Source organism: Pseudomonas inefficax (assembly GCF_032164165.1).
Taxonomy (GTDB): Bacteria; Pseudomonadota; Gammaproteobacteria; order Pseudomonadales; family Pseudomonadaceae; genus Aquipseudomonas; species Aquipseudomonas inefficax.
In genome coordinates, this window is the sequence record NZ_CP134401.1 from 2,455,678 (window position 1) to 2,478,193 (window position 22,516).

Genomic DNA, 22,516 nt, shown 5'->3' on the forward strand with positions numbered 1-22,516 from the left:
CCATACACCGCGTCGCCTGCTTCGCGGGTGAACCCGCTCCCACAGGGTCCGTCATGGACCTGTGAATGCCTTCGTGATTCTACAGGTCGAAATCGCCCGCCGCTTCCGGCTGGTATTCCACTTCCAGCAGCTTCAGCTTGAGGGTCTTGCCCCCCGGTGCCGGCCAGTCGATCTGCTCGCCCACCGACAACCCGAGCAAGGCACAACCGATCGGCGCCAGGATCGAGACCTTGCCTTCCGGCCCGGCATCCTTCGGGTAAACCAGGGTCAGGTGGTAGTCCTTGCCGCTGGCTTCCTCACGGCAGTGCACGCGCGAGTTCATGGTCACTACGCCTGCCGGAACTTCCTCGTGACCGACCACCTGCTCGGCGCGGTCCAGCTCGTCCTGCAGGGCGAGCACACCCGGCGTACTCTCGTCGAGGCTGTCGATCAGACGCTCCAGACGTTGTACGTCCAATCGGGTGAGGATGAGGGAAGGCTTGGTGCTCATGATCCAGTCAGACTCCTTTGAACAGGCGGTTTTCATCGTGCAGATAAAGCAAAACCCCGCCCAAGGGCGGGGTTTGTGAAGGCTTTGGCGTCACCGACGCAGAACTCGACGTTACCACAGCCGGGTAAATACTCAAGCCCCTGCGATCAGTGTGCCTTAGCCTGGTCGCGCAGGGCCTGGGCCTCGCGGCAGATCTGCCGGCGCCGTTCGTCATCGGCCGAACGCCATTCGCGGATGTGCTCGACATGACGATGGCAACCCGTGCAGACCCGCTGTTCGTCCAGCCGGCAAACGCTGATGCAGGGCGACGGCACTGCGGGGCTGACGTTGCTGTAGAGCGGCTTGGGCGGCCGGGCCTGGGGGCTGCTCATGTTCAGATCTCGTCGAAGTCCAGCTTCTCGCCGGCCCGCTCCCAGACGATGCGCTCGAGCATTTCGCCCAGCAGCTCTTCGCTCTTCTCGCATACCCACTTGCCGCTGTCTTCGTCGTAGTCGAAGTGGAAACCGCCGGAACGGTCGGCCAGCCACAGCTGGCGCAGCGGCTCCTGGCGGCTGAAGATCAGCGTGCTGCCGTTGTCGAACTTGACGGTCAGGACGCCAGCGGAGTTCTCCATGTCCAGGTCCAGGCCGCTCTCGTCGAACAGGTCCTCCAGGGCCTGTTGGGTAGCGTCGACCAGATCATGGAAACGCGCTTCACTCAAACTCATTGCAGGAACCTCGAAATTGGCTGCGTTACAGGCAAGCCCGGCAAGATACGGGCGCTTGCCACCGAATGCAAAGGTTTAGCCGTTGCCTTCACTGGCATGAACTCAAAGCCTGTGGGAGCGGGCATGCCCGCGAAGCAGGCGCCGCGGTGTGTGGCACCGGCTTTGCCGGTGTTCGCGGGCAAGCCCGCTCCCACAGGGCCCCTTGCAGGCGGTAAGAATAGCCCGCCCGGCGGGCCGGCCCTTGCATAGGCAAGCCGCCGGTCGCTCGGTATACTCGGGCGCAATACTGCATTTTTCTAAGGATTTCACCCATGAAGCGCCTGATTTCCTCCTTCGCGGCGCTGGTCGCTGTTGCCTGCCTCGTTTCGGCCTGCGGCCAGAAAGGCCCGCTGTATCTGCCTGAAGACGGCGATAACGGCAAAGCGCACAAGTCGCACCAGCACCAGCCAAAAGCCAAGCCGGCCCCGGTAGAGGAGCAGCAGCCCGAACTGCAGTCCGAGCCCGAGCAGTCGCCAGCGCAGTAAGGAAACCAGATGAACGCTTTCAACTACCGCGACGGCGAGCTGTTCGCGGAAGGCGTGGGCCTGTCGGCCATCGCCGAACGCTACGGCACTCCGACCTACGTGTACTCGCGCGCCCACATCGAGGCCCAGTACCGCAGCTACGCCGACGCCCTGCAAGGCACCGAGCACCTGGTGTGCTTCGCGGTAAAGGCCAACTCCAACCTCGGCGTGCTGAACGTGCTGGCGCGCCTGGGCGCAGGCTTCGACATCGTTTCCGGCGGTGAGCTGGAGCGCGTGCTGGCCGCTGGCGGCCGTGCCGACCGCGTGGTGTTCTCCGGCGTCGGCAAGACCCGCGACGACATGCGCCGTGCCCTGGAGGTCGGCGTGCACTGCTTCAACGTCGAATCAACCGACGAACTGGAGCGCCTGCAAGTGGTGGCCGCCGAGATGGGCAAGGTTGCCCCGGTCTCGCTGCGGGTCAACCCGGATGTCGACGCCGGCACCCACCCGTACATCTCCACCGGCCTGAAAGAGAACAAGTTCGGCATCGCCATCGCCGATGCCGAGGCCATCTACGTGCGCGCCGCGCAGCTGCCGAACCTGGAAGTGGTCGGTGTCGACTGCCACATCGGTTCGCAACTGACCACCGTCGAGCCTTTCCTCGATGCCCTCGACCGCCTGCTGGTGCTGGTCGACCGCTTGGCCGAGTGCGGCATCCACCTGCGCCACCTGGACCTGGGTGGCGGTGTCGGCGTGCGTTACCGCGATGAGGAGCCGCCGCTGGTGGCCGACTACATCAAGGCCATCCGCGAGCGCGTCGGCGACCGCGACCTGGCCTTGGTGTTCGAGCCGGGCCGCTACATCGTGGCCAACGCCGGCGTCCTGCTGACCCGCGTGGAATACCTCAAGCACACCGAGCACAAGGATTTCGCCATCATCGATGCGGCGATGAACGACCTGATCCGCCCGGCCCTGTACCAGGCCTGGATGGGCGTCAGCGCAGTCAAGCCACGCACAGGGGAAGGCCGTGCCTATGACCTGGTCGGCCCGATCTGCGAGACTGGCGACTTCCTCGGCAAGGACCGCGTACTGAACCTGGCCGAAGGTGACCTGCTGGCCGTACAGTCCGCGGGCGCCTATGGTTTTGTCATGAGCTCCAACTACAACACCCGTGGCCGTTGCGCTGAAATCCTGGTCGACGGCGACCAGGCCTTCGAAGTACGCCGCCGCGAGACCATCGCCGAATTGTACGCTGGCGAAAGCCTGCTGCCGGAGTAAGCCCATGCTGCTGCGTTTTACCAAGATGCATGGGCTGGGCAACGACTTCATGGTCCTCGACCTGGTCAGCCAGCACGCGCACATCCAGCCCAAGCACGCCAAGCAATGGGGTGACCGCCACACCGGCATCGGCTTCGACCAGTTGCTGATCGTCGAGGCACCGAACAACCCGGAAGTGGACTTCCGTTACCGCATCTTCAATGCCGACGGCTCCGAGGTCGAGCAGTGCGGCAACGGTGCGCGCTGCTTCGCCCGCTTCGTGCTGGACAAGCGCCTGACCGCGAAAAAGCGCATCCGCGTGGAAACCAAGGGCGGCATCATCGAACTGGACGTGCAGAACGACGGCCAGATCAGTGTCGACATGGGCCCACCGCGCTTCAACCCTGCCGAAATCCCTTTCGTCGCCGACGAGCAGGCGCTGAACTACCCACTGGAAGTCGACGGCCAGGTGCATTCGATTGCCGCCCTGTCCATGGGTAACCCGCATGCCGTGCTGCGTGTCGATGACGTGCGCACCGCCCCTGTGCACCAGCTGGGCCCGAAGATCGAAAACCATCCACGCTTCCCGCAGCGGGTGAATGCCGGCTTCCTCCAGGTCATCGACCGCCACCGCGCCAACCTGCGCGTCTGGGAACGTGGAGCTGGCGAAACCCAGGCCTGCGGCACCGGCGCCTGCGCCGCCGCCGTAGCGGCGATCAGCCAGGGCTGGATGGACTCCCCGGTGTCCCTCGACCTGCCCGGTGGCCGCCTGCACATCGAATGGGCCGGCCCCGGCAAGCCCGTGCTGATGACCGGCCCAGCCGTACGCGTCTACGAAGGACAGGTTCGTCTCTAAGCGAGTAACCGCCATGACCGATCAGCCCCAGGTTGTACCCCAGCAGTCCGCCGAGCTCGATGCCGAAGCGGTGGTCGCCTATCTGCGCGCCCACCCCACCTTCTTCGCCGAGCACGACGAGTTGCTGATCGAACAGCGTATCCCTCACCAGCGTGGCGACAGCGTGTCGCTGGTCGAGCGCCAGCTCAAGCTGCTGCGCGACCGCAACATCGAAATGCGCCACCGACTGTCGCAACTGATGGATGTGGCCCGCGACAACGACCGGCTGTTCGACAAGACTCGCCGGCTGATCCTGGACCTGCTCGATGCCGGCAGCCTGGAAGAAGTGGTAATGGCGGTCGAAGACAGCCTGCGCCAGGAATTCCAGGTGCCCTTCGTCAGCCTGATCCTGTTCGGCGAAAATGTCGCGCCGGTCGGGCGCTGGGTGAGCAACGCCGAAGCGCAGCAGGCCATCGGTGCCCTGCTGGGCGGCGGCAAGACGGTCAGCGGCAACTTGCGCGAGCACGAGCTGGCATTCCTGTTCGGTGAAGAGCAGCGCCGGGAAGTGGGCTCCAGCGCCGTGGCAGCCTTGGAATACCAAGGCTTGCACGGGGTGCTGGCGATCGGCAGCCGCGACCCGCAACACTACAAGAGCAGCGTCGGCACGCTGTTCCTTGGCTACATTGCCGAGGTGCTTGGCCGCGTTGTGCCTCGCGTTACCCAGACCTTGCGCCCGGTACGCTGATGGAACGCCAGCTGGAGGCTTATTGCGCACACCTGCGCAACGAGCGCCAGGTGTCTGAGCACACCCTGCTGGGCTACCGCCGCGACCTGGACAAGGTGGTCGCCTACTGCAAGGAACATGGCATTGCCGGTTGGCAGGCGCTGCAGATCCAGCAGCTACGCCAGCTGATCGCCCGTCAGCACCACCACGGTCAGTCCTCGCGCAGCCTGGCCCGGCTGCTGTCGGCGGTACGTGGCCTGTACCGCTACCTGAACCGCGAAGGCCTGTGCCAGCACGACCCGGCCAGCGGCCTGAGCGCACCCAAGGGCGAACACCGGCTGCCCAAGGTGCTGGACACCGACCGCGCCCTGCAGTTGCTCGATGGCGGTGTCGACGATGACTTCATCGCCCGTCGCGACCAGGCCATCCTCGAACTGTTCTATTCGTCGGGCCTGCGCCTGTCCGAGCTGACCAACCTCGACCTCGATCACCTCGACCTTGCCGCCGGCCTGGTGCAGGTGCTGGGCAAGGGCGGCAAGGCCCGCGTGCTGCCGGTCGGGCGCAAGGCTCGCGAGGCATTGCAGGCCTGGTACCGCCTGCGCGGCATCGGCAACCCACGCGACCGCGCGGTGTTCATCACCCGCCAGGGCAACCGCATCAGCCCACGGGCCGTTCAGCAACGGGTGAAGGCGGCCGGTGAGCGCGAACTGGGCCAGCACCTGCACCCGCACATGCTTCGCCATTCCTTCGCCAGCCATGTGCTGGAATCGTCCCAGGACCTGCGCGCGGTGCAGGAGATGCTCGGCCACGCCGACATCGGCACCACGCAGATCTATACCCACCTGGACTTCCAGCACCTGGCTGCGGTGTACGACAGTGCCCACCCTCGGGCCAAACGCAGCAAAGGCACAGACTCATGAGCATCAAGCTGATCACCTTCGACCTCGACGACACCCTGTGGGATACCGCGCCGGTTATCGCCAGCGCGGAAGTCGTGCTGCGCGACTGGCTCGAAGCCAACGCCCCCATTCTCGGCGGCGTGCCGGTGGAGCACCTGTTCGCCATTCGCGAGCGCCTGGTGCAAGCCGAACCCGGCCTGAAGCACCGCATCAGCGCCCTGCGCCGACGAGTGCTGTTCCATGCCCTGGAAGAAGTCGGCTACAGCGAAAAACACGCGCAGGAACTGGCCAACGAAGGCTTCGAAGTATTCCTGCATGCCCGCCACCAGGTGGAGATTTTCCCGGAGGTGCAGCCAGTGCTGGAGATCTTGCGCCACCACTACACCTTGGGCGTAGTCACCAACGGCAATGCCGACGTGAGCCGCCTGGGGCTGGCGGACTATTTTCGCTTTGCCCTGTGTGCCGAGGACCTCGGCATCGGCAAGCCGGACCCGGCGCCGTTCCTCGAAGCCCTGCGTCGTGGTGACGTGGACGCCAGCGCAGCAGTGCACATCGGTGACCACCCGGGCGATGACATCGCCGGCGCCCAACGTGCCGGGCTGCGCGCGGTGTGGTTCAACCCTCAGGGCAAGGCGTGGGTAGGCGAACAGGCGCCGGACGCCGAGATCCAGCGCCTGTCGCAGTTACCCGACATCCTCGCGCGCTGGCGCTGACAGGGGCCGCCTCGCGGCCCATTCGCGGGTAAACCCGCTCCCACAGGGACCGTGCAGGCCCTAAGGCCTGTGGTGAACCTGTGGGAGCGGGTTCACCCGCGAAGAGGCCGGCAAGGGCAACACAAAACCAGCAGGCACAAAAAAGCCCGCAGCGACGGCGGGCTTTCTTGCGAACAGCCACTCAGATAGGGCGGCTGCCGTACTTGTTGTCCGGCTTCTTGGGTGGATCTGCGACCACGTTGGCCTCGACTTCCTGAACCTTGCCGCCGCGAGCGAGGAACTCTTCCATGGCCTTGGCCAGGGCATCACGCTCCTTCTGCTTGGCTTCCATGCTCGGCATCTCGTCTACCGCGACTGCGGCCTTGGATTTGCCCTTGGCAGCAGGTGCCGGGCTGCTGTCGTCATCGCCAGCGTCTTCGGCGCCGTCATCAGCTGCCGCTTCGAGGCCTTCATCACCCTCGTCTTCGTCGCCTACTTCGAGGTCATCATTTTCCAGATCGTCGTCGCTCATGTTCTACCTCATGACTTGCGAAAAGCAGGTTAGTTATAGACCAGTGCAGCCGTAGACCGGCAGCCACCAGTGAAAATTCAACTGGCCGTGGGTTAGGCCACTGCCCTAGGGTCGGCGCTCCTGATGGGAGGCGGCACCCAGCAGGCCCTGCTCCTGGCAGGACCTGACAAATCCTTTAGCCCCTGCTGGCCACACGCTACTGGCAAGCCTAGCAAAGGCTGGCGAAGCGTGTGGACTACTCGTCAAACACCCTTCGGCGCGCATTCTAGCGCGCCAGCAGAAAAAGCAAAGCACCATGAATGCTCTGCGTTTTGTAAGATTTCCGCCTACGTCGCGAACGTGTCGAATAAACCGTTTGCCGTGCGGGAAATGCTAAAAATCTGGCAAAAAAATGCCCGGCAAGCCGGGCAAGTTTTTACCGCGTCGCAGTTACAGGTTGTAGCCGCGCTCGTTGTGCTGAGCCAGGTCGAGGCCGACCGACTCTTCTTCTTCGCTGACCCGCAGGCCCATCACCACATCCAGCACCTTGAGGATCACGTAGGTGACGATGGCGGTGTAGACCACGGTGAATATCACGCCCTTGGCCTGGATCCAGACCTGCATGCCGATGTCGGTGACGGCACCGAAGCCGCCCAGCGCCGGGGCTGCGAACACGCCGGTGAGGATGGCGCCGACGATACCGCCGATGCCGTGTACGCCGAAGGCGTCCAGCGAGTCGTCATAGCCGAGCTTGCGCTTGAGGCTGGTGGCGCAGAAGTAGCAGACCACACCCGAGACCAGGCCGATCACCAGGGCACCCATCGGGCCTACGGTACCGGCAGCCGGGGTGATGGCGACCAGGCCGGCGACCACACCCGAAGCGATGCCCAGCGCGCTCGGTTTACCGTGGCCGATCCACTCGGCGAACATCCAGCCAAGGGCCGCAGCGGCGGTGGCGATCTGGGTCACCAGCATGGCCATGCCGGCGGTGCCGTTGGCGGCAGCGGCAGAGCCTGCGTTGAAGCCGAACCAGCCGACCCACAGCATGGCAGCGCCCATCAAGGTGTAGCCCAGGTTGTGCGGGGCCATAGGGGTGGTCGGGTAGCCCTTGCGCTTGCCCAGAACCAGGCAGCAGACCAGGCCCGCGATACCGGCGTTGATGTGCACCACGGTGCCGCCGGCGAAGTCCAGCACGCCCCAGTCCCACATCAGTGCGCCGTCACCGCTCCAGACCATGTGCGCGATCGGCGCGTAGACCAGGGTGAACCAGATGCCCATGAACACCAGCATCGCAGAGAACTTCATGCGCTCGGCGAAGGCACCGACGATCAGTGCCGGGGTGATGATGGCGAAGGTCATCTGGAAGGTGATGAATACCGCTTCAGGGAACAGCGCGGCAGCCGAGGTCAGGTTCGAGGGCGTGACGCCACTGAGGAACGCCTTGGAGAAGCCGCCGACGAAGGAATTGAAGTTGAGCACGCCCTTTTCCATACCGGTGGTATCGAAGGCCATGCTGTAGCCGTAGACGACCCAGAGAATGCTCATCAGGCCAGTGATTGCAAAGCACTGCATCATCACCGACAGCACGTTCTTGGAACGCACCATGCCGCCATAGAACAGGGCCAGGCCCGGAATGGTCATGAACAGCACCAGCGCCGTTGCGGTCAGCATCCAGGCGGTGTCGCCGGAGTTCAGCGCTGGGGCAGCTTCCTCTGCCAGGGCAAGCCCGGGCATTACGAGGGACAATAGGGCTCCTAGCCCTGCGATCTTACGCAGAGTCATGTTGTTTTCTCCTGGGGCGTTGGGTTTGGTGAGGCTTTGTTGCTGCTTAGATCGCGTCGGTATCGGTTTCGCCGGTACGGATACGGATCGCCTGCTCCAGATTCACCACGAAAATCTTGCCGTCACCGATCTTGCCGGTGTTGGCTGCCTTGGTGATGGCTTCGATTACCCGATCAAGGTCCTTGTCATCGATGGCGACATCGATCTTCACCTTGGGCAGGAAATCGACCACATATTCAGCACCGCGATACAGCTCGGTGTGGCCCTTCTGCCGACCGAAGCCTTTGACTTCAGTGACGGTGATGCCCTGCACGCCGATTTCCGACAGCGACTCGCGCACGTCGTCCAGCTTGAACGGCTTGATGATGGCTGTGACTAGCTTCATGAAACTCTCTCCCGATTTGGTGGACTTGCCCCAGGAAAACAAACCCGTCTCAAGTCTAAGCGCAGCGGTTGGCTTTGTAACGCGTCGTCGGCATCCGGCTCCGCGTGCGCACTGCCTGGTCACAAGGAACTGCATCAGTGCATGGCTCGCAGTGGTCTTTGCAGAAACCTTGCCAGTTCCGTCAAAGCGCGGGAAAACAGTGAGTTATGTGAATCAGTCGGGATTGGCCAGTCGCCAGCATAGGAAAGATGCACAATTTCGGTGCGTTCCGACCTGGCGAATTGCTCGAAAAATGTGCAGTTTCAGAGGAGCGCTGCTTCCTGTAGGAGCGGCCTTGTGTCGCGATAGGGGTGCGAAGCGCCCCCACGATTTGTGCCTGGATACTGATATCGCTGGGGCCGCTGTGCGGCCCTTTCGCGACACAAGGCCGCTCCTACACCAGCCAGCGACGAGGCCGGATGCTCATGCATGCGTGCTACACTGCCGGCCATTTCCCAGTATCAATGGACAGCCCCATGCTCGCGCCCAAAGCCCTTCTCGACGCCCTGAGCGACCAGGCCTCGCGCCTGTTCAGCAACGATACCGCCCAGCCCCGCGCCGAACTGGAAAGCCAGTTCAAGGTGCTGATGCAAGGTGCCTTCAGCAAGCTCGACCTGGTCAGCCGCGAAGAGTTCGACAGCCAGATGGTCGTGCTGGCGCGCACCCGAGCACGCCTCGAAGCCCTGGAAAAACAGCTAGCCGAGCTGGAAGCACGGCTGAACCCAGCCCCACAGGATGAATGAGCGCGCAAGGGCATGAAAATACAGGGTAACGCCCTAGCCTGAAAAACCACGACGCACACTTGTTGCTCCGGCCCGGGCTGCGCTCGCTATGCTTGCCAAGCCGCAGGAAGCGGCCCTTTTCAGCGACAACGGAGCGTCCATGTCCCTAGCCCTCGTCCACAGCCGCGCCCAGGTGGGCGTGCAGGCACCGGCGGTCAGCGTCGAAACCCACCTGGCCAACGGCTTGCCCCATCTCACTCTGGTCGGCCTGCCGGAAACCACGGTCAAAGAGAGCAAGGACCGGGTACGCAGCGCCATCGTCAACTCCGGTTTGAACTACCCGCAGCGGCGCATCACCCAGAACCTAGCCCCCGCCGACCTGCCCAAGGATGGCGGGCGCTATGACCTGGCCATTGCTCTGGGCATCCTCGCCGCCGATGGCCAAGTGCCCACGGCCACCCTTGCCGAGGTCGAATGCCTGGGAGAGCTGGCGCTGTCTGGCAAGTTGCGCCCGGTGCAGGGCGTTTTGCCCGCAGCACTGGCGGCACGCGAAGCAGGCCGGGCGCTGGTGGTGCCACGGGAGAATGCCGAGGAGGCCAGCCTGGCAGGCGGGCTGGTGGTGTATGCGGCGGGGCACCTGCTGGAGCTGGTCGCCCACCTTAACGGCCAGGTGCCGTTGCCGCCGTATGCCGCCAACGGCCTGATCCTGCAGCAACGCCCGTACCCGGACCTGAGCGAGGTGCAGGGGCAACTGGCGGCCAAGCGTGCACTGCTGCTAGCGGCGGCCGGGGCGCACAACCTGTTGTTCACCGGGCCTCCCGGTACCGGCAAGACCTTGCTCGCCAGCCGCCTGCCGGGGCTGCTGCCACCGCTGGACGAGCACGAGGCGCTGGAAGTGGCAGCGATCCAGTCGGTCAGCGGCCATACGCCTCTGAACAGTTGGCCGCAGCGGCCTTTTCGCCATCCACACCACTCCGCCTCCGGCCCGGCGCTGGTCGGCGGCAGCAGCCGTCCACAACCGGGCGAAATCACCCTGGCCCACCATGGCGTGCTGTTTCTGGATGAATTGCCGGAATTCGAACGGCGTGTGCTTGAAGTGTTGCGCGAGCCGCTGGAATCGGGCGAGATCGTGATTGCCCGGGCCCGCGACAAGGTGCGTTTCCCCGCACGCTTCCAGCTGGTGGCGGCAATGAACCCCTGCCCTTGCGGCTACCTGGGCGACCCCACAGGCCGCTGCCGCTGCAGCACCGAGCAGATCGCGCGGTATCGCAACAAGCTGTCCGGGCCATTGCTGGACCGTATCGACCTGCACCTGACCGTGGCCCGGGAGAGCACCACGCTGAACAACCAGCCCTGCGGCGAGACCAGTGCAGATGTGGCGGCCAAGGTAGCCGAGGCACGTGAACTGCAACAACGGAGGCAAGGGTGTGCGAATGCGTTTCTCGACCTTCAGGGGTTGCGCCGCCATTGTGGGTTGGCGGTGGCGGACCAGGCTTGGCTGGAGGGGGCCTGTGAACGGCTGACCCTGTCGTTGCGCGCGGCACACCGGTTGCTGAAGGTGGCGCGAACGCTGGCAGATCTGGAAGGTAGCCAGGCAATTGGCCGGGCGCATCTGGCCGAGGCCCTGCAGTACCGGCCGGGGAGCAGTTAGATTGCCGGGGCTGCCTTGCAGCCCATCGCGACACAAGGCCGCTCCCACAAGAGACACCACAGTTTCCAGGGTTGTGGAGATCCCTGTGGGAGCGGGCAAGCCCGCGAAGGGCCGACACAGGCATCACTGGCTGCCCAGCAAAGCCTCTTCAACAACCTTCAGCAGCACCTCTTCGGAAAATGGCTTGCCCAGGCAGGCCAGCGCCCCAAGCGCCATCGCAGCCCGCACAGCCCCTTCATCCCAATGCGCCGACATGCAGATCACCGGCAAATGCCACTCCAGCCGGGCCAGTTCGCGCTGCACCGCCAGCCCGCCCATCCCCGGCATCCTCAGGTCGAGCAGCACACACCCAGCCTGCCGCGCCAGTGCCGAGGCCAGGAACAGGTCCCCTGCAGCAAACGACAAGGTCTCGAAACCTGCCGAACGCAGCAGGTTTGCCAGGCTTTTGCGCACCGACGCATCGTCGTCGACGATGCACACCGCTCTGCTCATGCGCCGCCCAGGCCCTCAGGCTGCGCCCCGATAACGTTGTGCATGGCCACCAGCTCCAGCAGCGAGCGGGACTGCATCTTGTTCATGATGTTCTTCTTGTGCACCTTGGTCGTCACCTCGCTGGTGCCGATCTGCCTGGCGATCTGCTTGTGCGACAGGCCGCCGACCACCAGCGAGAACACCTGGCGCTCGCGCTGGGTCAGGCGCCGGTACTTTTCCTCGACCTGCCGCGCATGGTGCCACCTGCGCCCTTCGGCCACGGCACGCCTGCGCACCGCCTGCAGCAGTGTCAGCAGCTGGTCTTCGTCGAACGGTTTGGTCAGGAATTCCACGGCCCCGGCACGCATGGCCTGGACGGTCATAGGGATGGTGCCGAAGCCGGTCATGAACACGACCGGCCAGGGCAGCGCCAGCCGGCGCAGCGCGTCTTGCACCTCCAGGCCGCTGGTATCGGGCAGGTGCATGTCCAGCAATAGGCAGGCATAGGGTGTTTCCAGGCGGGCATCGAACAACGCCTCGGCACTGGCGAACAAATGATGCGGAATGTCATGCGAGCGCAGCAGGCGGCCCAACGCCGCACGCACCGACGGGTCGTCATCCACCACCAGCACCGGCACGTTCAAGCGTTCATCGAACAGCTCGACAGCGTCGGCCACGTCGCATAGCGGCGATTTGCCCAACGCCTCGCCAGGCACCTCGAGGCAGATCTCGGCGGCCAGGCGGTAGCCCCGGCGCGGCACGGTCTGGATCAGGCCACGGTCGCCAAAGGCCTTGCGCAGCAAGGACACCTGCACCTGCAGGTTGTTGTCCTCGACCACCGTGCCGGCCCACACCTGGCTGAACAGCTCGTCCTTGCCGACCACCCGACCCTTGGCCTTGATCAGCATCGCCAGCACCTCGAAGGCACGCCCGCCCAACAGGATCGGCTTGCCATCAACAAAGGCTTCGCGCCGCTCCAGCGACACATGGGCATTACCTATTCGGATCATGGCTTCCTCGCGCGGGCACGGGCGTTTCCCAGCCCCGGGCAGCCTAGGCCAACGTACGCCGTCAGACAATTATCCCGAGGGATAGGTTGGCCTGAGGACTATACAAAAGCCCGTCAGCCCCCAGGGGACGATAACGGACAACAGCGTGCCCGTTCCTGCCAAGCAGGCTGCAGGCCGCATCCGTGCTGGGTCCGCTGCGTATACTCGCGCGTCAGGATGTCGCTAGCAGGGGTACCTTATGCTCGATGAACGCCTTGCCCACAGGCCCATCGATTACGACCAGTCCATCGACGAGGGCTGGCTGAACCGGTGCGACATCCGCGCGCTGGGCCAGGAAGGTGAGCTCAGCTACTTCCGCCTGCGCGACCCTGCCACCCATCAGGCCTGGATCGCCGTGCGCGCCCCGCGCGAGGCCCCCGCCGCCTGCCAGCGCCTGGAACGTGACTACCGCCTGCAACTCGACCCGCAGTGGGCGGTGATCCCCTCTGCGTTCGTGCGTTCGGCCGAAGGCCCGCTCCTGGTGTATCCGGCCGGCCGCTCCATCGCCGACCTTATCGCAGAAGGCCCTGCGGCCCTGGTGCCGTTTCTCGATATTGCGGTGAATGCGGCCACTGCCTTGGCCCAGGCCCACGAACGCAATGTGCTGCACGGCGCGCTGCGGCCCGAGCATGTGTGCCTGCACGCCAACCAGCGTGTGCGGCTGGGCTGCTTTCGCGCCGACCCGGCGCAGCTGATCAGCGAACAAGGCACCCCGCTCGGCAACTGGGCGTACCTGGCGCCGGAACAGGTCTGCCCGCACGGCAGCAGTAGCGACCGACGCACCGACATCTATGCCCTGGGCGCGATCCTCTACCAGCTACTGCTGGGTGAACTGCCACTGGCCGGGCGCGACACCCAGCACTGGCGCCAATTGCATGCGGGCGTGCAGCCGCGGACGGCCTGCGAAGTGGACGGCAATGTGCCGCAACCCCTTAGCCGGATCCTGGCCAAGGCCTTGGCAAAAGAACCGGACGCCCGCTACCAGACTGCCCGCGCCCTGGCGGTGGACCTGGCCCATTGCCAGCGGCAGTGGGCCGCCAGCAAGTCCATCGAGGGCTTCGAACCCGGCTGTGCCGACCCGGTCACGCCCGACCGCGCACGCCTGTATGGCCGCAGCTCCGAGCAGAAGGCCATCGCCCTGCTGCTCAAGCCCCTGAGCCGTGACAGCCAGCCACAAGCCCTGTTCATCAATGGGGCTACCGGCATGGGCAAGTCGAGCCTGGTCGAGGCAGCACTCAAGGCCAACGCCCAGGGTTACTGGGCCACCGGCAAGTGCAATGGCGTTGCCCAAGCCACGCCCTACGCACCCTGGGTCGAAATTCTCGGCGCGCTGACCACCCAGTTGCTGGCCAAGAACAGCCAGGACCTCGACACCCTGCGCCGCGAGATCCTGCGCCGCATCAAAGGCCACGGCCGGCTGCTCGGCAAGCTGGCGCCAGACCTGCAGCTGGTCCTCGGCCCCTTGCCCGAATTGCCGGCCAAGCCCACGCGCCTGGCGCTGCAGAAGGAGCTGCGGGCGATCGTCGAATTCCTGCAGGTGTTCAGCCGCCCCGGCCAGCCGCTGGTGCTGTTCTTCGATGACCTGCAGTGGGTCGACGACGCCAGCCAGCAACTGCTGGCGCAACTGCTGGCTCACGCGCCCGGCCACCTGTTGCTGATCTTCGCCCGGCGCAATGATGCGCCAGCCAGCAGTGCTCCCCTTGCCCTGCCCACAGCGGTGCGCAGCACCACGCTGAATCTGCGGCCCCTGGCGGTGGGCGCGGTGACCGATCTGATCAGCGAGCGCTACCACGTCGGCCCCGAGGACGCATTGCAGGTGGCCGAGCTGGTGCACGAAAAGACGGCGGGCAATCCGTTCTTCATCAATCAGATTCTCCGGGCCCTGGTCGAGGACCAGCTGTTCACCTTCGACACCCAGGCCATGCGCTGGTCATGGTGCCTGAAGGCCGTGGCCCGCCACCGCTATTCCGACAATGTCGCCGACCTGATGATCCACCGCCTGGCGCGCCTGCCAGAGCCGCAGCGTGACCTGCTGCGGGTGGCCAGCGCGGCGGGCAGCCGCTGCGATGAACGCCTGCTTCAGCAGGTGCTCTTTCAAGTGCCCGGCGAACCGTTGAAAGCCTTGATTGGCGCGGGTTTCCTGCAATCGGGCCAGAACGGCCTGGGCTTCGCCCACGAGCGGGTAATGGAAGCCGCCTATGCCCTCACGCCCGCGCCCGAGCGCGCCCAGCTGCATGCACGAATTGCCCTGGCCATGCGCCAGGCCGGGCCGGGCCGCCTGCAAGAGGCGCTGTTCGAGCTTGCCAACCAGCTGCAACGCGCCAGCCCATGCGGCTTTTCAGCAGATGACTGCGAAGCGTTCCTGCAACTTTTACGCGAGGCAGCGGCACGTGCACGCGACGGTGGCGCTTTCGAACAGGCAGCTGGCTACCTGCACACGGCCGAGCAGTTGCTGCACCGCGGCACAACGCTGGAAAGCCGCGCCACGCATGGCTTTGCCATAGCCTGCATGGCCACCGAGTGCGACATGCAACTGTCGCGAATGACCGCGGCCGAGGCCCGCATCAGCGAGTGCCGCCAGCGCGCACGGTCGGCGTTGGACCAGGCGCGGGTATGCCGCCTGCAGGCACTGCTGAACACCTTGCGCGGCGACTATCAAGCGGCCATCGACAGCGCCATATCCGGCCTGGACTTGCTGGGTATAAGCCCGGTGCGGGGTATCGACTGGCAACAGGTCGAAGCCAGTCATGCCAATGTACAGGCCTTGGTGGAACAGAAAGGCCGGCACTGCCTGGAGTCGCTGCAGCGCACCGATTCGGAGGAAGTGACAGTTGCCATCAGCCTGCTGGCCACCCTGTCGTCATCGTTTTTCGTAAAGGACGACATCTGCTTCCTGCACCTGGCCAAGCTCATGGAGCTGTCGCTGTTGCACGGCGTCGCCCCGGGCAGCACCTACGGCATGGCCTGGTACGGGGTGATGATTGCCGAGCGCTTCGGCGCCTACCATGATGGCCATGCTTGCTGCCTGGCTGCGCTCAAGCTGATAGAGCGGCACGGTTTCGACGCTGACCTGACCAGCGCGTTGCTGGCCCTGGACCAGGTCAGCGCCTGGACTTCGCCCATGGAGTTCGCCCGCCGTACCGCAATGGATGCGGTCGACTCCGGGCGCCTGAGCGGCGACCTGGCGATGAGCTGCTATGCCTGCAACCACCTGGTTTCCGATTCGCTGTTCATGGGCCGCTACCTGCCGGACGTTATAGAGGAGCTGGCGCAAGGCCTGGCCACCGTGCGCCGCTACGGTTATGGCGACGTCGAGCAGATCCTGCAGGCCCAGCAAGCGTTCGTCGCCAAATTGAGCGGCACGCCCTGCCCGGCCGTGGCCGCAGCCTCAAAATCGCCTACCACACGGTTCTTTCAGTACCTGCTGGCCGGCATGTGCGACTTCTACCTGGGCAACATCCCGCAGGCCATGCGCAATCTGGCACTGGCCGGCGACAACGCCTGGGCGGCACCGGCGCACATCAACCTGGCCGACTATCACCTGTTCCGCGGCCTGGCCCTGGGCAGCCCCGAAGCCGTTGGCAACCTTGCCGACAAGCTGCGCGAGCTTCAAGCCCTGCGCGAACGCTTCGGCCGCTGGGCCGGCTTCAACCCGGCCACCTTCCGCAACAAGCTGTTGCTGATCGAAGGCGTGATCGCCAAGCTCGAAGGCGACGGCCTGGCCGCCATCCGCTGCTTCGACCAGGCACAGATCGCCGCCACCGCCGCCGGGTTCATCCATGAACAAGCGCTGGCCCACGAACAGCTGGCCGAGGTCTGTATCCCCAGCGGCCTGATATCCGGCGCCAACCTGCACCTGCGCATCGCCCGCGACTGTTTCCACATCTGGGGCGCGACCGGCAAGGTGCACCAGCTGGAGGCTTTGCACCCGTTCCTGCGCACCCAGCCGATCCAGGAAACCCACCGCGCCACTCACCAGGCCAAGCTCGACCTGGAAGCCGGCATCGAGGCAGCACGGGCGCTGTCCGAGGAAGTGCTGCTCGAGGGCCTGATCGAAACCCTGATGGGCCAGCTGACCCAGCATTCCGGCGCCGACCACGGTGCTCTGCTGATCGTCAGCGGTGCCGAATTCCAGATGGCAGCCCTCGCCTACATCGACGACGCCGGGTTGCACGTGAGCATGGACGACTGCCAGAAGTTCATGACCCAGGCGCCGCTGTCGATCATCAACGCCACCATGCGTACCAAGAAGCCGCTGGTGCTCAACGACGCCCTCAGCGATTGCCCGGAGGCTTTCCGCCAGGAGCTGCAAGCACGCAACGCCCGTTCGGTGCTTTGCCTGCCGCTGGTGATCCAGGGCGTGCTGATCGGCCTGGTGTACCTGGAAAACCGCCTGGTGCCGAACCTGTTCGGCAGCCAGCGCCTGGCCATGCTGGAAATCCTCGCCTCGCAGGCCGCGGTGTCGCTGCAGACCGCCAAGTTCTATACACGCCTGGCCGAAGACAACCAGACCCGTGCGCAGATGGAAGCCGAGTTGCGCCGCTCACGCGCGGAGCTGGCGCGCACGGCGCACCTGCAAGTGATGAACGAGCTGTCGGCGTCCATCGCCCACGAAATCAGCCAGCCGCTGCTGGGCATCGCTTCCAACGCCGCTGCCAGCCTGCGCTGGCTGAAACGCGCCAAACCCGATCTGGAAGAGGCGATTGCCGGGCTGGAAGACATCCGCAACGACAGCGAACGGGCCGCCAACATCGTGCGCGCGCTGCGCTCGCTGGCCAAACAATCGCCGATGCAACTCAAGGTGGTGAAGCTGGACGAGCTGATCCGCGAAGTGGTGCGCCTGACCTCGGCCGATGCCGCCAAGGGCAAGGTGGATGTGCAGATGCGCTTGCAGGCGCGGGTGGGCGTGATGGCCGACCCGGTGCAATTGCAGCAGTTGGTGTTCAACCTGATTACCAATGGCCTGGAGGCGCTGACGGGGTATCGCAGTGATGGGGTGCTGCGGATTGCGTCGGCGGTGGTCGGGGATGGGGTGGAAATCTGCGTTGACGACAACGGGCCGGGGATTGCAGCGGATGAAAGAGAGCGGGTGTTCGAGGCGTTTCATACCACCAAGGTCGGCGGCATGGGGATGGGCCTGGCGATCTGCAACTCGGTGGTGCAGACCCATGGCGGGCAGTTGCAGGCGCTGGTGTCGGAGCTGGGGGGGTGTCGGATTCGCTTCACTTTGCCTGTGAATCATTCTTGAGCCTGTACCGGCCCTTTCGCGGGTGAACCCGCTCCCACAGGGGAAGTGCATAGCCTGAGGACTGCACGGTTCCTGTGGGAGCGGGTTTACCCGCGAAGGGGCCGGTACAGGTTTACATCAACGGCCGCTCAAGGCCGCATAGCTGTTCATCAGGTTGCGGTAGTTGGGGATGCGCTGCGACAGCAGGTTGCCCAGCCCTTCGATGTCGTTGCGCCAGTCGCGGTGCAGCTCACAGGCCACCGAGAACCAGTTCATCATCTGCGCGCCCGCCTGGGTCATGCGCACCCAGGCCGCCTGCTGCACGGTTTCGTTGAAGGTGCCCGAAGCATCGGTCACCACGAACACTTCAAAACCTTCCGCCAGCGCCGACAAGGTCGGGAACGCCACGCACACATCGGTCACCACGCCAGCGATGATCAACTGCTTGCGGCCAGTAGCCTTGATCGCCTTGACGAAGTCTTCGTTGTCCCAGGCGTTGATCTGGCCTGGGCGGGCAATGTACGGCGCATCCGGGAACATCTCTTTCAGTTCGGGCACCAGCGGGCCGTTAGGGCCTTGCTCGAAGCTGGTGGTGAGGATGGTCGGCAGGCCGAAGAACCTGGCCAGGTCGCCCAGGGCCAGCACGTTGTTCTTGAACTCGTTGGGCGAGAAGTCCTGCACCAGCGAAATCAGGCCGGTCTGGTGATCCACCAGCAGCACCACGGCGTCGTCTTTGTTCAGGCGCTTGTAATCGGGTTGGCTCATCGGGGTGACTCCTTGGGTTGGGAAACGGGCCGGCACTGTCTACAAGGGGCTATACCGGCGGATAGGTTCGGCTTAAGGATGGGCCTGCGCCTGGCGCCAGGCATTGGGCGGCTGGCCGACCAGGCGGCTGAAGGCACGGGTGAAATGGGCCTGGTCGCAAAAGCCGCATTCCAGGCTCACGTGGGTAATCGGCGCCTCGGTGGCGAGCAGCCGCTTGGCCTTTTCCATGCGTGCGAGCAGGCGCCAGGCCTGAGGAGAGAGGCCGGTGTTGACCTTGAATGCGCGGGAGAAGTGGCTGCGTGTGAGGTTGCACACGCCGGCGATCTCGATGATCGACAACGGGCTGTGCAACATCAGTTCCTTGGCCCTGCGCAACCGCGCAGGTGTCAGCGCGCCGGGGGTTTGCAGCGGCGCTTGGGGCGTCCCGAGGTGCATGGCGACTCTCCTGTTCAATGCAGGAAGTCTCGCCCTCGGCACATGACAAAGTCCTGAGGCAAACCTGAATTGTTATTAATTGTGTGCGGCTGGATACCTTAAGATGCATGACGTATTCAGCTATAGAGCCAAGAGGTATGCAGCAAAACGCCCACCGCACCGTGGCCATGGTGCTGTTCAACGATGTGTTGTTGCTGGATGTCACGGGGCCCATGGATGCGTTCGCCATCGCCAACCGGTTCTTGCCTGCCGAGCGGCAGTACCGATTGCTGACGCTGGCCGAGGGGCAAACGGCGGTGCGCGGCTCATGCGGGCTGAAAGTGATAGCCGACCTGCGTCTGGAGGATTTGCCGGACGCCGTCGACCTATTGCTGGTACCAGGCGGCCCAGGGGCCTATGACATCGCCCTGCCAGGCATCGAACGCTGGCTGCCCCAAGCCGTGCGCCGGGCCAAACGCTTCGGCGCCATCTGCACCGGGGTATTCCTGCTGGGCCGTGCCGGGCTGCTGAATGGCTATCGCTGCACCACTCACTGGAACTACGTGGAGCGCCTGGCACAGGCGTTTCCCGAGGCCAAGGTCGAGACCGAGCAGATCTATGTGATCGACCGTTGCCTGATTACCTCGGGCGGCATCACCGCTGGCATCGACCTGGCACTGGCGGTAGTGGCCGAGGACCATGGCAAGGCACTGGCCCTGGAAGTGGCCAAGGTGCTGCTGGTCGCCCGCCATCGCCAGGGCGGGCAGACACCCTATGGGCCACTGCTGGCGGCTGTACCACGGGACGATTCGCCGATTGCCCGGGTGCAGGCGTACATCGTCGACCATATCGAGCAAGCCTTCACCGTGCAGAAAATGGCCGACCTGGTGGCCATGAGCGGGCGCAACTTTGCCCGGACGTTTCTGCGCGAGGTCGGGATCACGCCGCTGCAGTACCTGCAGAATGCGCGCATCGACCGGGCGCGCAAGCTGCTGGAAGGCACCGACCTGCCCTTGAAGGTAGTGGCTGCGCAGTGCGGGTTTGGCAGTGACCGGCATTTGCGCAAGGTGTTCTGCGAGCGGATTGGCATGACGCCGGCGCAGTATCGGGCGCAGTTTGGTGGCAGCTGAGTATGTAGATTTCCTGTGCCGGCCTCTTCGCGGGTGAACCCGCTCCCACAGGGGATGCGCAGGCTTGAAGGCACCGCTGTTCCTGTGGGAGCGGGTTCACCCGCGAAGAAGCCAGCACGACTGTCACCTTGTTCAGGACAATGTGTCTTCCCCACAGCAGATTGTCTGGCACCCCCCAATTCCCCAGAATTGTCCGTCAAACTGATCTAACGCTGCCCCGGCAGCTCATGGAGTACGAGCCAATGCCACACGAAGGCAGCCTTCTGCAAACTGCGGTGATCTTCCTGCTTGCCGCTGTCCTCGCCGTCCCGCTGGCCAAGCGCCTGCAACTGGGGGCCGTGCTCGGCTACCTGCTCGCCGGCGTGATCATCGGCCCGCAGGCGCTGGGCCTGATCCGCGACACCGAAAGCGTGGCGCACATTTCCGAGCTGGGCGTGGTCCTGCTGCTGTTCATCATTGGCCTGGAACTGTCGCCCAAGCGCCTGTGGCTGATGCGCAAGGCCGTGTTCGGCGTCGGCACCGCCCAGGTGCTGCTGACCGGTGCGCTGATCGGCGCCATCGCCCTGTTCGGCTTCAGCCAGACGCTACCGGCGGCCATCGTGCTCGGCCTGGGCCTGGCGCTGTCGTCCACCGCCCTTGGCCTGCAGAGCCTGGCCGAGAGCAAGCAGCTCAACGCCCCGCACGGCCGTTTGGCGTTCGCCATTCTGCTGTTCCAGGACATCGCCGCCATTCCGCTGATTGCCTTGGTGCCGCTGCTGGCCGCCAGCGGCCCGGACACCAGCCACGGCGACAGCCTGGAGCACGGCCTGAAGGTGTTCGCCAGCATCGCCGTGGTCATCGTCGGTGGCCGCTACCTGCTGCGCCCGGTGTTCCGCACCGTGGCCCGCACCGGCCTGCCGGAAGTGTCCACCGCCACCGCGCTGCTGGTGGTGATCGGCACTGCCTGGCTGATGGAAGAAGCCGGCATTTCCATGGCCCTGGGTGCCTTCCTCGCCGGCTTGCTGCTGGCCGATTCGGAATACCGCCACGAGCTGGAATCGCAGATCGAACCGTTCAAGGGCCTGCTGCTGGGGCTGTTCTTCATCAGTGTCGGCATGGGTGCCAACCTGCACCTGCTGCTGGAAATGCCGTTGGTGGTGCTGGGCCTGACCCTGCTGCTGGTGGCCGTGAAGCTGGTACTGCTGGTCGGCGTCGGGCGCCTGGCCGGTGGCCTGAACAGCGCCAGCGCCCTGCGCCTGGGCATGGTGCTGGCTGCCGGTGGCGAATTTGCCTTCGTGGTGTTCAAGCTGGGCAAGGACCAGGGCCTGTTCGATACCCAGACCTACGACCTGCTGCTGATGACCATCACCCTGTCGATGGCAATTACCCCGCTGCTGATGATTGGCTGTGCCCGCGCCCTCAAGCGCCCGCAACCGGCGCGTGAGGTGCCGGAGCATTACAAGCAGATCCAGACTGACACGCCACGGGTGGTAATTGTCGGCATGGGCCGCATGGGCCAGATCGTCGCGCGCATCCTGCGGGCACAGAAGATTCCGTTCATCGCCCTTGAAACCTCGGTGGACACCATCGAGATGACCCGTATGTTCGAACAGGTGCCGGTGTTCTACGGCGACCCGCTGCGCCCCGAGGTGCTGCATGCTGCCAAGGTGGGCGAGGCGGAGTATTTCATCATCACTATCGATGACCCGGAAGCTGCCATTCACACGGCGGAACGGGTGAAACGCCTGTACCCGCACCTGAAGGTGCTGGCCCGCGCGCGTAACCGCCAGCATGTGCATAAGTTGGCGGATGTCGGCGCCGAGCCGATTCGCGAGACGTTCTACTCCAGCCTGGAGATGACCCGCCGGGCATTGGTGGGGTTGGGGTTGAGCGAGGCGCAGGCGGCGGACCGGATTGCGCGGTTTACCCAGCATGACGAAGAGGTGCTGGTGGCCCAGGGGCAGGTGCGTGATGACCGGGCCAAGGTGATGCAGACGGCCAAGGAGGCCCGGGCGGAGTTGGAGCGGTTGTTTGATTCGGATGCGGATTGAGGGTTGGCGCATCGATTCAGGAAGAGGGCTCAGGCCCTCTTTTGTATTTTTGGCGTGAGATTGTCTGGGTCCGCTGCGCGGCCCTTCGCGGGCACGCCCGCTCCCACAGGTACTGCACCGCTTGCCAGGCTTGCGCTATTCCTGTGGGAGCGGGCGTGCCCGCGAAGGGCCGCGCAGCGGACCCAGTGCACAAAAATATCAGCAGCGTCCTACTTCGTTGCGAGCCCTTTCCTA

21 protein-coding genes are annotated in these 22,516 nt (G+C 64.7%); 11 read left to right on the forward strand and 10 right to left on the reverse strand.

Annotated features, from left to right (window positions below):
* Positions 1 to 79: 79 nt before the first annotated feature.
* The 3 genes from rnk to cyaY form a co-directional block, all read right to left on the reverse strand.
* Positions 80 to 490 carry a nucleoside diphosphate kinase regulator gene (rnk, locus tag RIN61_RS10985; protein WP_016712630.1) on the reverse strand — a complete coding sequence of 137 codons (411 nt, stop codon included), beginning with the start codon at positions 488 to 490 and terminating at the stop codon, positions 80 to 82.
* Between the two features lie 146 nt (positions 491 to 636).
* The gene (locus RIN61_RS10990) at positions 637 to 861 is read right to left on the reverse strand and encodes a DUF1289 domain-containing protein (protein WP_112249868.1); all 225 of its coding nucleotides are present in this window, start codon (positions 859 to 861) and stop codon (positions 637 to 639) included.
* 2 nt (positions 862 to 863) lie between these two features.
* Complete coding sequence (gene cyaY / locus RIN61_RS10995) at positions 864 to 1,196, reverse strand: iron donor protein CyaY (RefSeq protein ID WP_051096329.1); 333 nt, start codon at positions 1,194 to 1,196, stop codon at positions 864 to 866.
* A 311-nt stretch (positions 1,197 to 1,507) separates the two neighbouring features.
* On the opposite strand from cyaY, the gene lptM reads away from it, so the two are divergent.
* Genes lptM through RIN61_RS11025 form a run of 6 tightly spaced genes read left to right on the forward strand, consistent with a single transcriptional unit; the run spans position 1,508 to position 6,127 of the window.
* The gene (lptM, locus tag RIN61_RS11000; protein ID WP_112249869.1) at positions 1,508 to 1,720 is read left to right on the forward strand and encodes an LPS translocon maturation chaperone LptM; all 213 of its coding nucleotides are present in this window, start codon (positions 1,508 to 1,510) and stop codon (positions 1,718 to 1,720) included.
* A gap of 9 nt (positions 1,721 to 1,729) precedes the next feature.
* A complete protein-coding gene (gene lysA, locus RIN61_RS11005) occupies positions 1,730 to 2,977 on the forward strand; it encodes a diaminopimelate decarboxylase (RefSeq protein ID WP_063912185.1) in 1,248 nt (415 codons plus the stop codon).
* 4 nt (positions 2,978 to 2,981) lie between these two features.
* Positions 2,982 to 3,812, forward strand: coding sequence for a diaminopimelate epimerase (gene dapF / locus RIN61_RS11010; protein WP_207877046.1), 831 nt, complete (start codon positions 2,982 to 2,984; stop codon positions 3,810 to 3,812).
* A 13-nt stretch (positions 3,813 to 3,825) separates the two neighbouring features.
* Positions 3,826 to 4,536, forward strand: coding sequence for a DUF484 family protein (locus RIN61_RS11015; protein ID WP_015272252.1), 711 nt, complete (start codon positions 3,826 to 3,828; stop codon positions 4,534 to 4,536).
* Positions 4,536 to 5,435: a tyrosine recombinase XerC gene (gene xerC / locus RIN61_RS11020; protein ID WP_112249871.1), complete on the forward strand. Its 900-nt coding sequence runs from the start codon at positions 4,536 to 4,538 to the stop codon at positions 5,433 to 5,435. The genes RIN61_RS11015 and xerC overlap by 1 nt, the downstream gene beginning before the upstream one ends.
* Complete coding sequence (locus tag RIN61_RS11025) at positions 5,432 to 6,127, forward strand: HAD family hydrolase (RefSeq protein ID WP_112249873.1); 696 nt, start codon at positions 5,432 to 5,434, stop codon at positions 6,125 to 6,127. The genes xerC and RIN61_RS11025 overlap by 4 nt, the downstream gene beginning before the upstream one ends.
* A 181-nt stretch (positions 6,128 to 6,308) precedes the next feature.
* Here RIN61_RS11025 and sutA read toward each other — a convergent pair whose 3' ends face one another.
* The 3 genes from sutA to glnK all read right to left on the reverse strand — a co-directional run bounded on the left by sutA (position 6,309) and on the right by glnK (position 8,784).
* Positions 6,309 to 6,638: a dormancy-specific transcriptional regulator SutA gene (gene sutA, locus RIN61_RS11030; protein WP_112249875.1), complete on the reverse strand. Its 330-nt coding sequence runs from the start codon at positions 6,636 to 6,638 to the stop codon at positions 6,309 to 6,311.
* A 429-nt stretch (positions 6,639 to 7,067) separates the two neighbouring features.
* Positions 7,068 to 8,399 carry an ammonium transporter gene (locus tag RIN61_RS11035; RefSeq protein ID WP_112249877.1) on the reverse strand — a complete coding sequence of 444 codons (1,332 nt, stop codon included), beginning with the start codon at positions 8,397 to 8,399 and terminating at the stop codon, positions 7,068 to 7,070.
* Positions 8,400 to 8,445: 46 nt separating this feature from the next.
* A complete protein-coding gene (glnK, locus tag RIN61_RS11040) occupies positions 8,446 to 8,784 on the reverse strand; it encodes a P-II family nitrogen regulator (RefSeq protein WP_002555808.1) in 339 nt (112 codons plus the stop codon).
* 515 nt (positions 8,785 to 9,299) lie between these two features.
* On the opposite strand from glnK, the gene RIN61_RS11045 reads away from it, so the two are divergent.
* Entirely contained in the window at positions 9,300 to 9,566 is a 267-nt protein-coding gene (locus RIN61_RS11045; RefSeq protein WP_207877043.1) for an accessory factor UbiK family protein, read from the forward strand.
* A 139-nt stretch (positions 9,567 to 9,705) separates the two neighbouring features.
* A complete protein-coding gene (locus tag RIN61_RS11050) occupies positions 9,706 to 11,196 on the forward strand; it encodes a YifB family Mg chelatase-like AAA ATPase (RefSeq protein ID WP_313857152.1) in 1,491 nt (496 codons plus the stop codon).
* Between the two features lie 123 nt (positions 11,197 to 11,319).
* On the opposite strand, the gene RIN61_RS11055 is transcribed toward RIN61_RS11050, so the two are convergent.
* Positions 11,320 to 11,688: a response regulator transcription factor gene (locus RIN61_RS11055; RefSeq protein ID WP_215520543.1), complete on the reverse strand. Its 369-nt coding sequence runs from the start codon at positions 11,686 to 11,688 to the stop codon at positions 11,320 to 11,322.
* Entirely contained in the window at positions 11,685 to 12,677 is a 993-nt protein-coding gene (locus RIN61_RS11060) for a response regulator (RefSeq protein WP_112249883.1), read from the reverse strand. The genes RIN61_RS11055 and RIN61_RS11060 overlap by 4 nt, the downstream gene beginning before the upstream one ends.
* Positions 12,678 to 12,915: 238 nt before the next feature.
* Between RIN61_RS11060 and RIN61_RS11065 the strand changes: the two genes are divergently transcribed.
* Complete coding sequence (locus tag RIN61_RS11065) at positions 12,916 to 17,964, forward strand: trifunctional serine/threonine-protein kinase/ATP-binding protein/sensor histidine kinase (RefSeq protein WP_313857158.1); 5,049 nt, start codon at positions 12,916 to 12,918, stop codon at positions 17,962 to 17,964.
* Positions 17,965 to 18,081: 117 nt separating this feature from the next.
* Here the strand turns inward: RIN61_RS11065 and ycaC are convergent, their stop codons facing one another.
* Entirely contained in the window at positions 18,082 to 18,708 is a 627-nt protein-coding gene (gene ycaC / locus RIN61_RS11070) for an isochorismate family cysteine hydrolase YcaC (protein ID WP_112249887.1), read from the reverse strand.
* A gap of 72 nt (positions 18,709 to 18,780) precedes the next feature.
* Positions 18,781 to 19,143 (reverse strand): helix-turn-helix domain-containing protein, encoded by a 363-nt coding sequence (locus RIN61_RS11075; RefSeq protein ID WP_112249889.1) that lies wholly within the window; start codon positions 19,141 to 19,143, stop codon positions 18,781 to 18,783.
* A 137-nt stretch (positions 19,144 to 19,280) separates the two neighbouring features.
* Here RIN61_RS11075 and RIN61_RS11080 point away from each other — a divergent pair, with 137 nt between their 5' ends.
* Positions 19,281 to 20,252: a GlxA family transcriptional regulator gene (locus RIN61_RS11080; protein WP_112249891.1), complete on the forward strand. Its 972-nt coding sequence runs from the start codon at positions 19,281 to 19,283 to the stop codon at positions 20,250 to 20,252.
* Between the two features lie 242 nt (positions 20,253 to 20,494).
* Positions 20,495 to 22,282 carry a monovalent cation:proton antiporter-2 (CPA2) family protein gene (locus RIN61_RS11085; RefSeq protein WP_313857166.1) on the forward strand — a complete coding sequence of 596 codons (1,788 nt, stop codon included), beginning with the start codon at positions 20,495 to 20,497 and terminating at the stop codon, positions 22,280 to 22,282.
* The last annotated feature ends 234 nt before the right edge of the window (positions 22,283 to 22,516 follow it).

Coding starts and splice junctions, on each gene's coding strand:
- RIN61_RS11075 (WP_112249889.1), bottom strand. CDS start 19,143: ATGCACCTCGGGACGCCCCAAGCGCCGCTGCAAACCCCCGGCGCGCTG.
- xerC (WP_112249871.1), top strand. CDS start 4,536: ATGGAACGCCAGCTGGAGGCTTATTGCGCACACCTGCGCAACGAGCGC.
- RIN61_RS11080 (WP_112249891.1), top strand. CDS start 19,281: ATGCAGCAAAACGCCCACCGCACCGTGGCCATGGTGCTGTTCAACGAT.
- RIN61_RS11015 (WP_015272252.1), top strand. CDS start 3,826: ATGACCGATCAGCCCCAGGTTGTACCCCAGCAGTCCGCCGAGCTCGAT.
- cyaY (WP_051096329.1), bottom strand. CDS start 1,196: ATGAGTTTGAGTGAAGCGCGTTTCCATGATCTGGTCGACGCTACCCAA.
- RIN61_RS11050 (WP_313857152.1), top strand. CDS start 9,706: ATGTCCCTAGCCCTCGTCCACAGCCGCGCCCAGGTGGGCGTGCAGGCA.
- RIN61_RS11055 (WP_215520543.1), bottom strand. CDS start 11,688: ATGAGCAGAGCGGTGTGCATCGTCGACGACGATGCGTCGGTGCGCAAA.
- RIN61_RS11065 (WP_313857158.1), top strand. CDS start 12,916: ATGCTCGATGAACGCCTTGCCCACAGGCCCATCGATTACGACCAGTCC.
- RIN61_RS11060 (WP_112249883.1), bottom strand. CDS start 12,677: ATGATCCGAATAGGTAATGCCCATGTGTCGCTGGAGCGGCGCGAAGCC.
- ycaC (WP_112249887.1), bottom strand. CDS start 18,708: ATGAGCCAACCCGATTACAAGCGCCTGAACAAAGACGACGCCGTGGTG.
- RIN61_RS11025 (WP_112249873.1), top strand. CDS start 5,432: ATGAGCATCAAGCTGATCACCTTCGACCTCGACGACACCCTGTGGGAT.
- RIN61_RS11085 (WP_313857166.1), top strand. CDS start 20,495: ATGCCACACGAAGGCAGCCTTCTGCAAACTGCGGTGATCTTCCTGCTT.
- RIN61_RS10990 (WP_112249868.1), bottom strand. CDS start 861: ATGAGCAGCCCCCAGGCCCGGCCGCCCAAGCCGCTCTACAGCAACGTC.
- glnK (WP_002555808.1), bottom strand. CDS start 8,784: ATGAAGCTAGTCACAGCCATCATCAAGCCGTTCAAGCTGGACGACGTG.
- dapF (WP_207877046.1), top strand. CDS start 2,982: ATGCTGCTGCGTTTTACCAAGATGCATGGGCTGGGCAACGACTTCATG.
- rnk (WP_016712630.1), bottom strand. CDS start 490: ATGAGCACCAAGCCTTCCCTCATCCTCACCCGATTGGACGTACAACGT.
- lysA (WP_063912185.1), top strand. CDS start 1,730: ATGAACGCTTTCAACTACCGCGACGGCGAGCTGTTCGCGGAAGGCGTG.
- RIN61_RS11035 (WP_112249877.1), bottom strand. CDS start 8,399: ATGACTCTGCGTAAGATCGCAGGGCTAGGAGCCCTATTGTCCCTCGTA.
- RIN61_RS11045 (WP_207877043.1), top strand. CDS start 9,300: ATGCTCGCGCCCAAAGCCCTTCTCGACGCCCTGAGCGACCAGGCCTCG.
- sutA (WP_112249875.1), bottom strand. CDS start 6,638: ATGAGCGACGACGATCTGGAAAATGATGACCTCGAAGTAGGCGACGAA.
- lptM (WP_112249869.1), top strand. CDS start 1,508: ATGAAGCGCCTGATTTCCTCCTTCGCGGCGCTGGTCGCTGTTGCCTGC.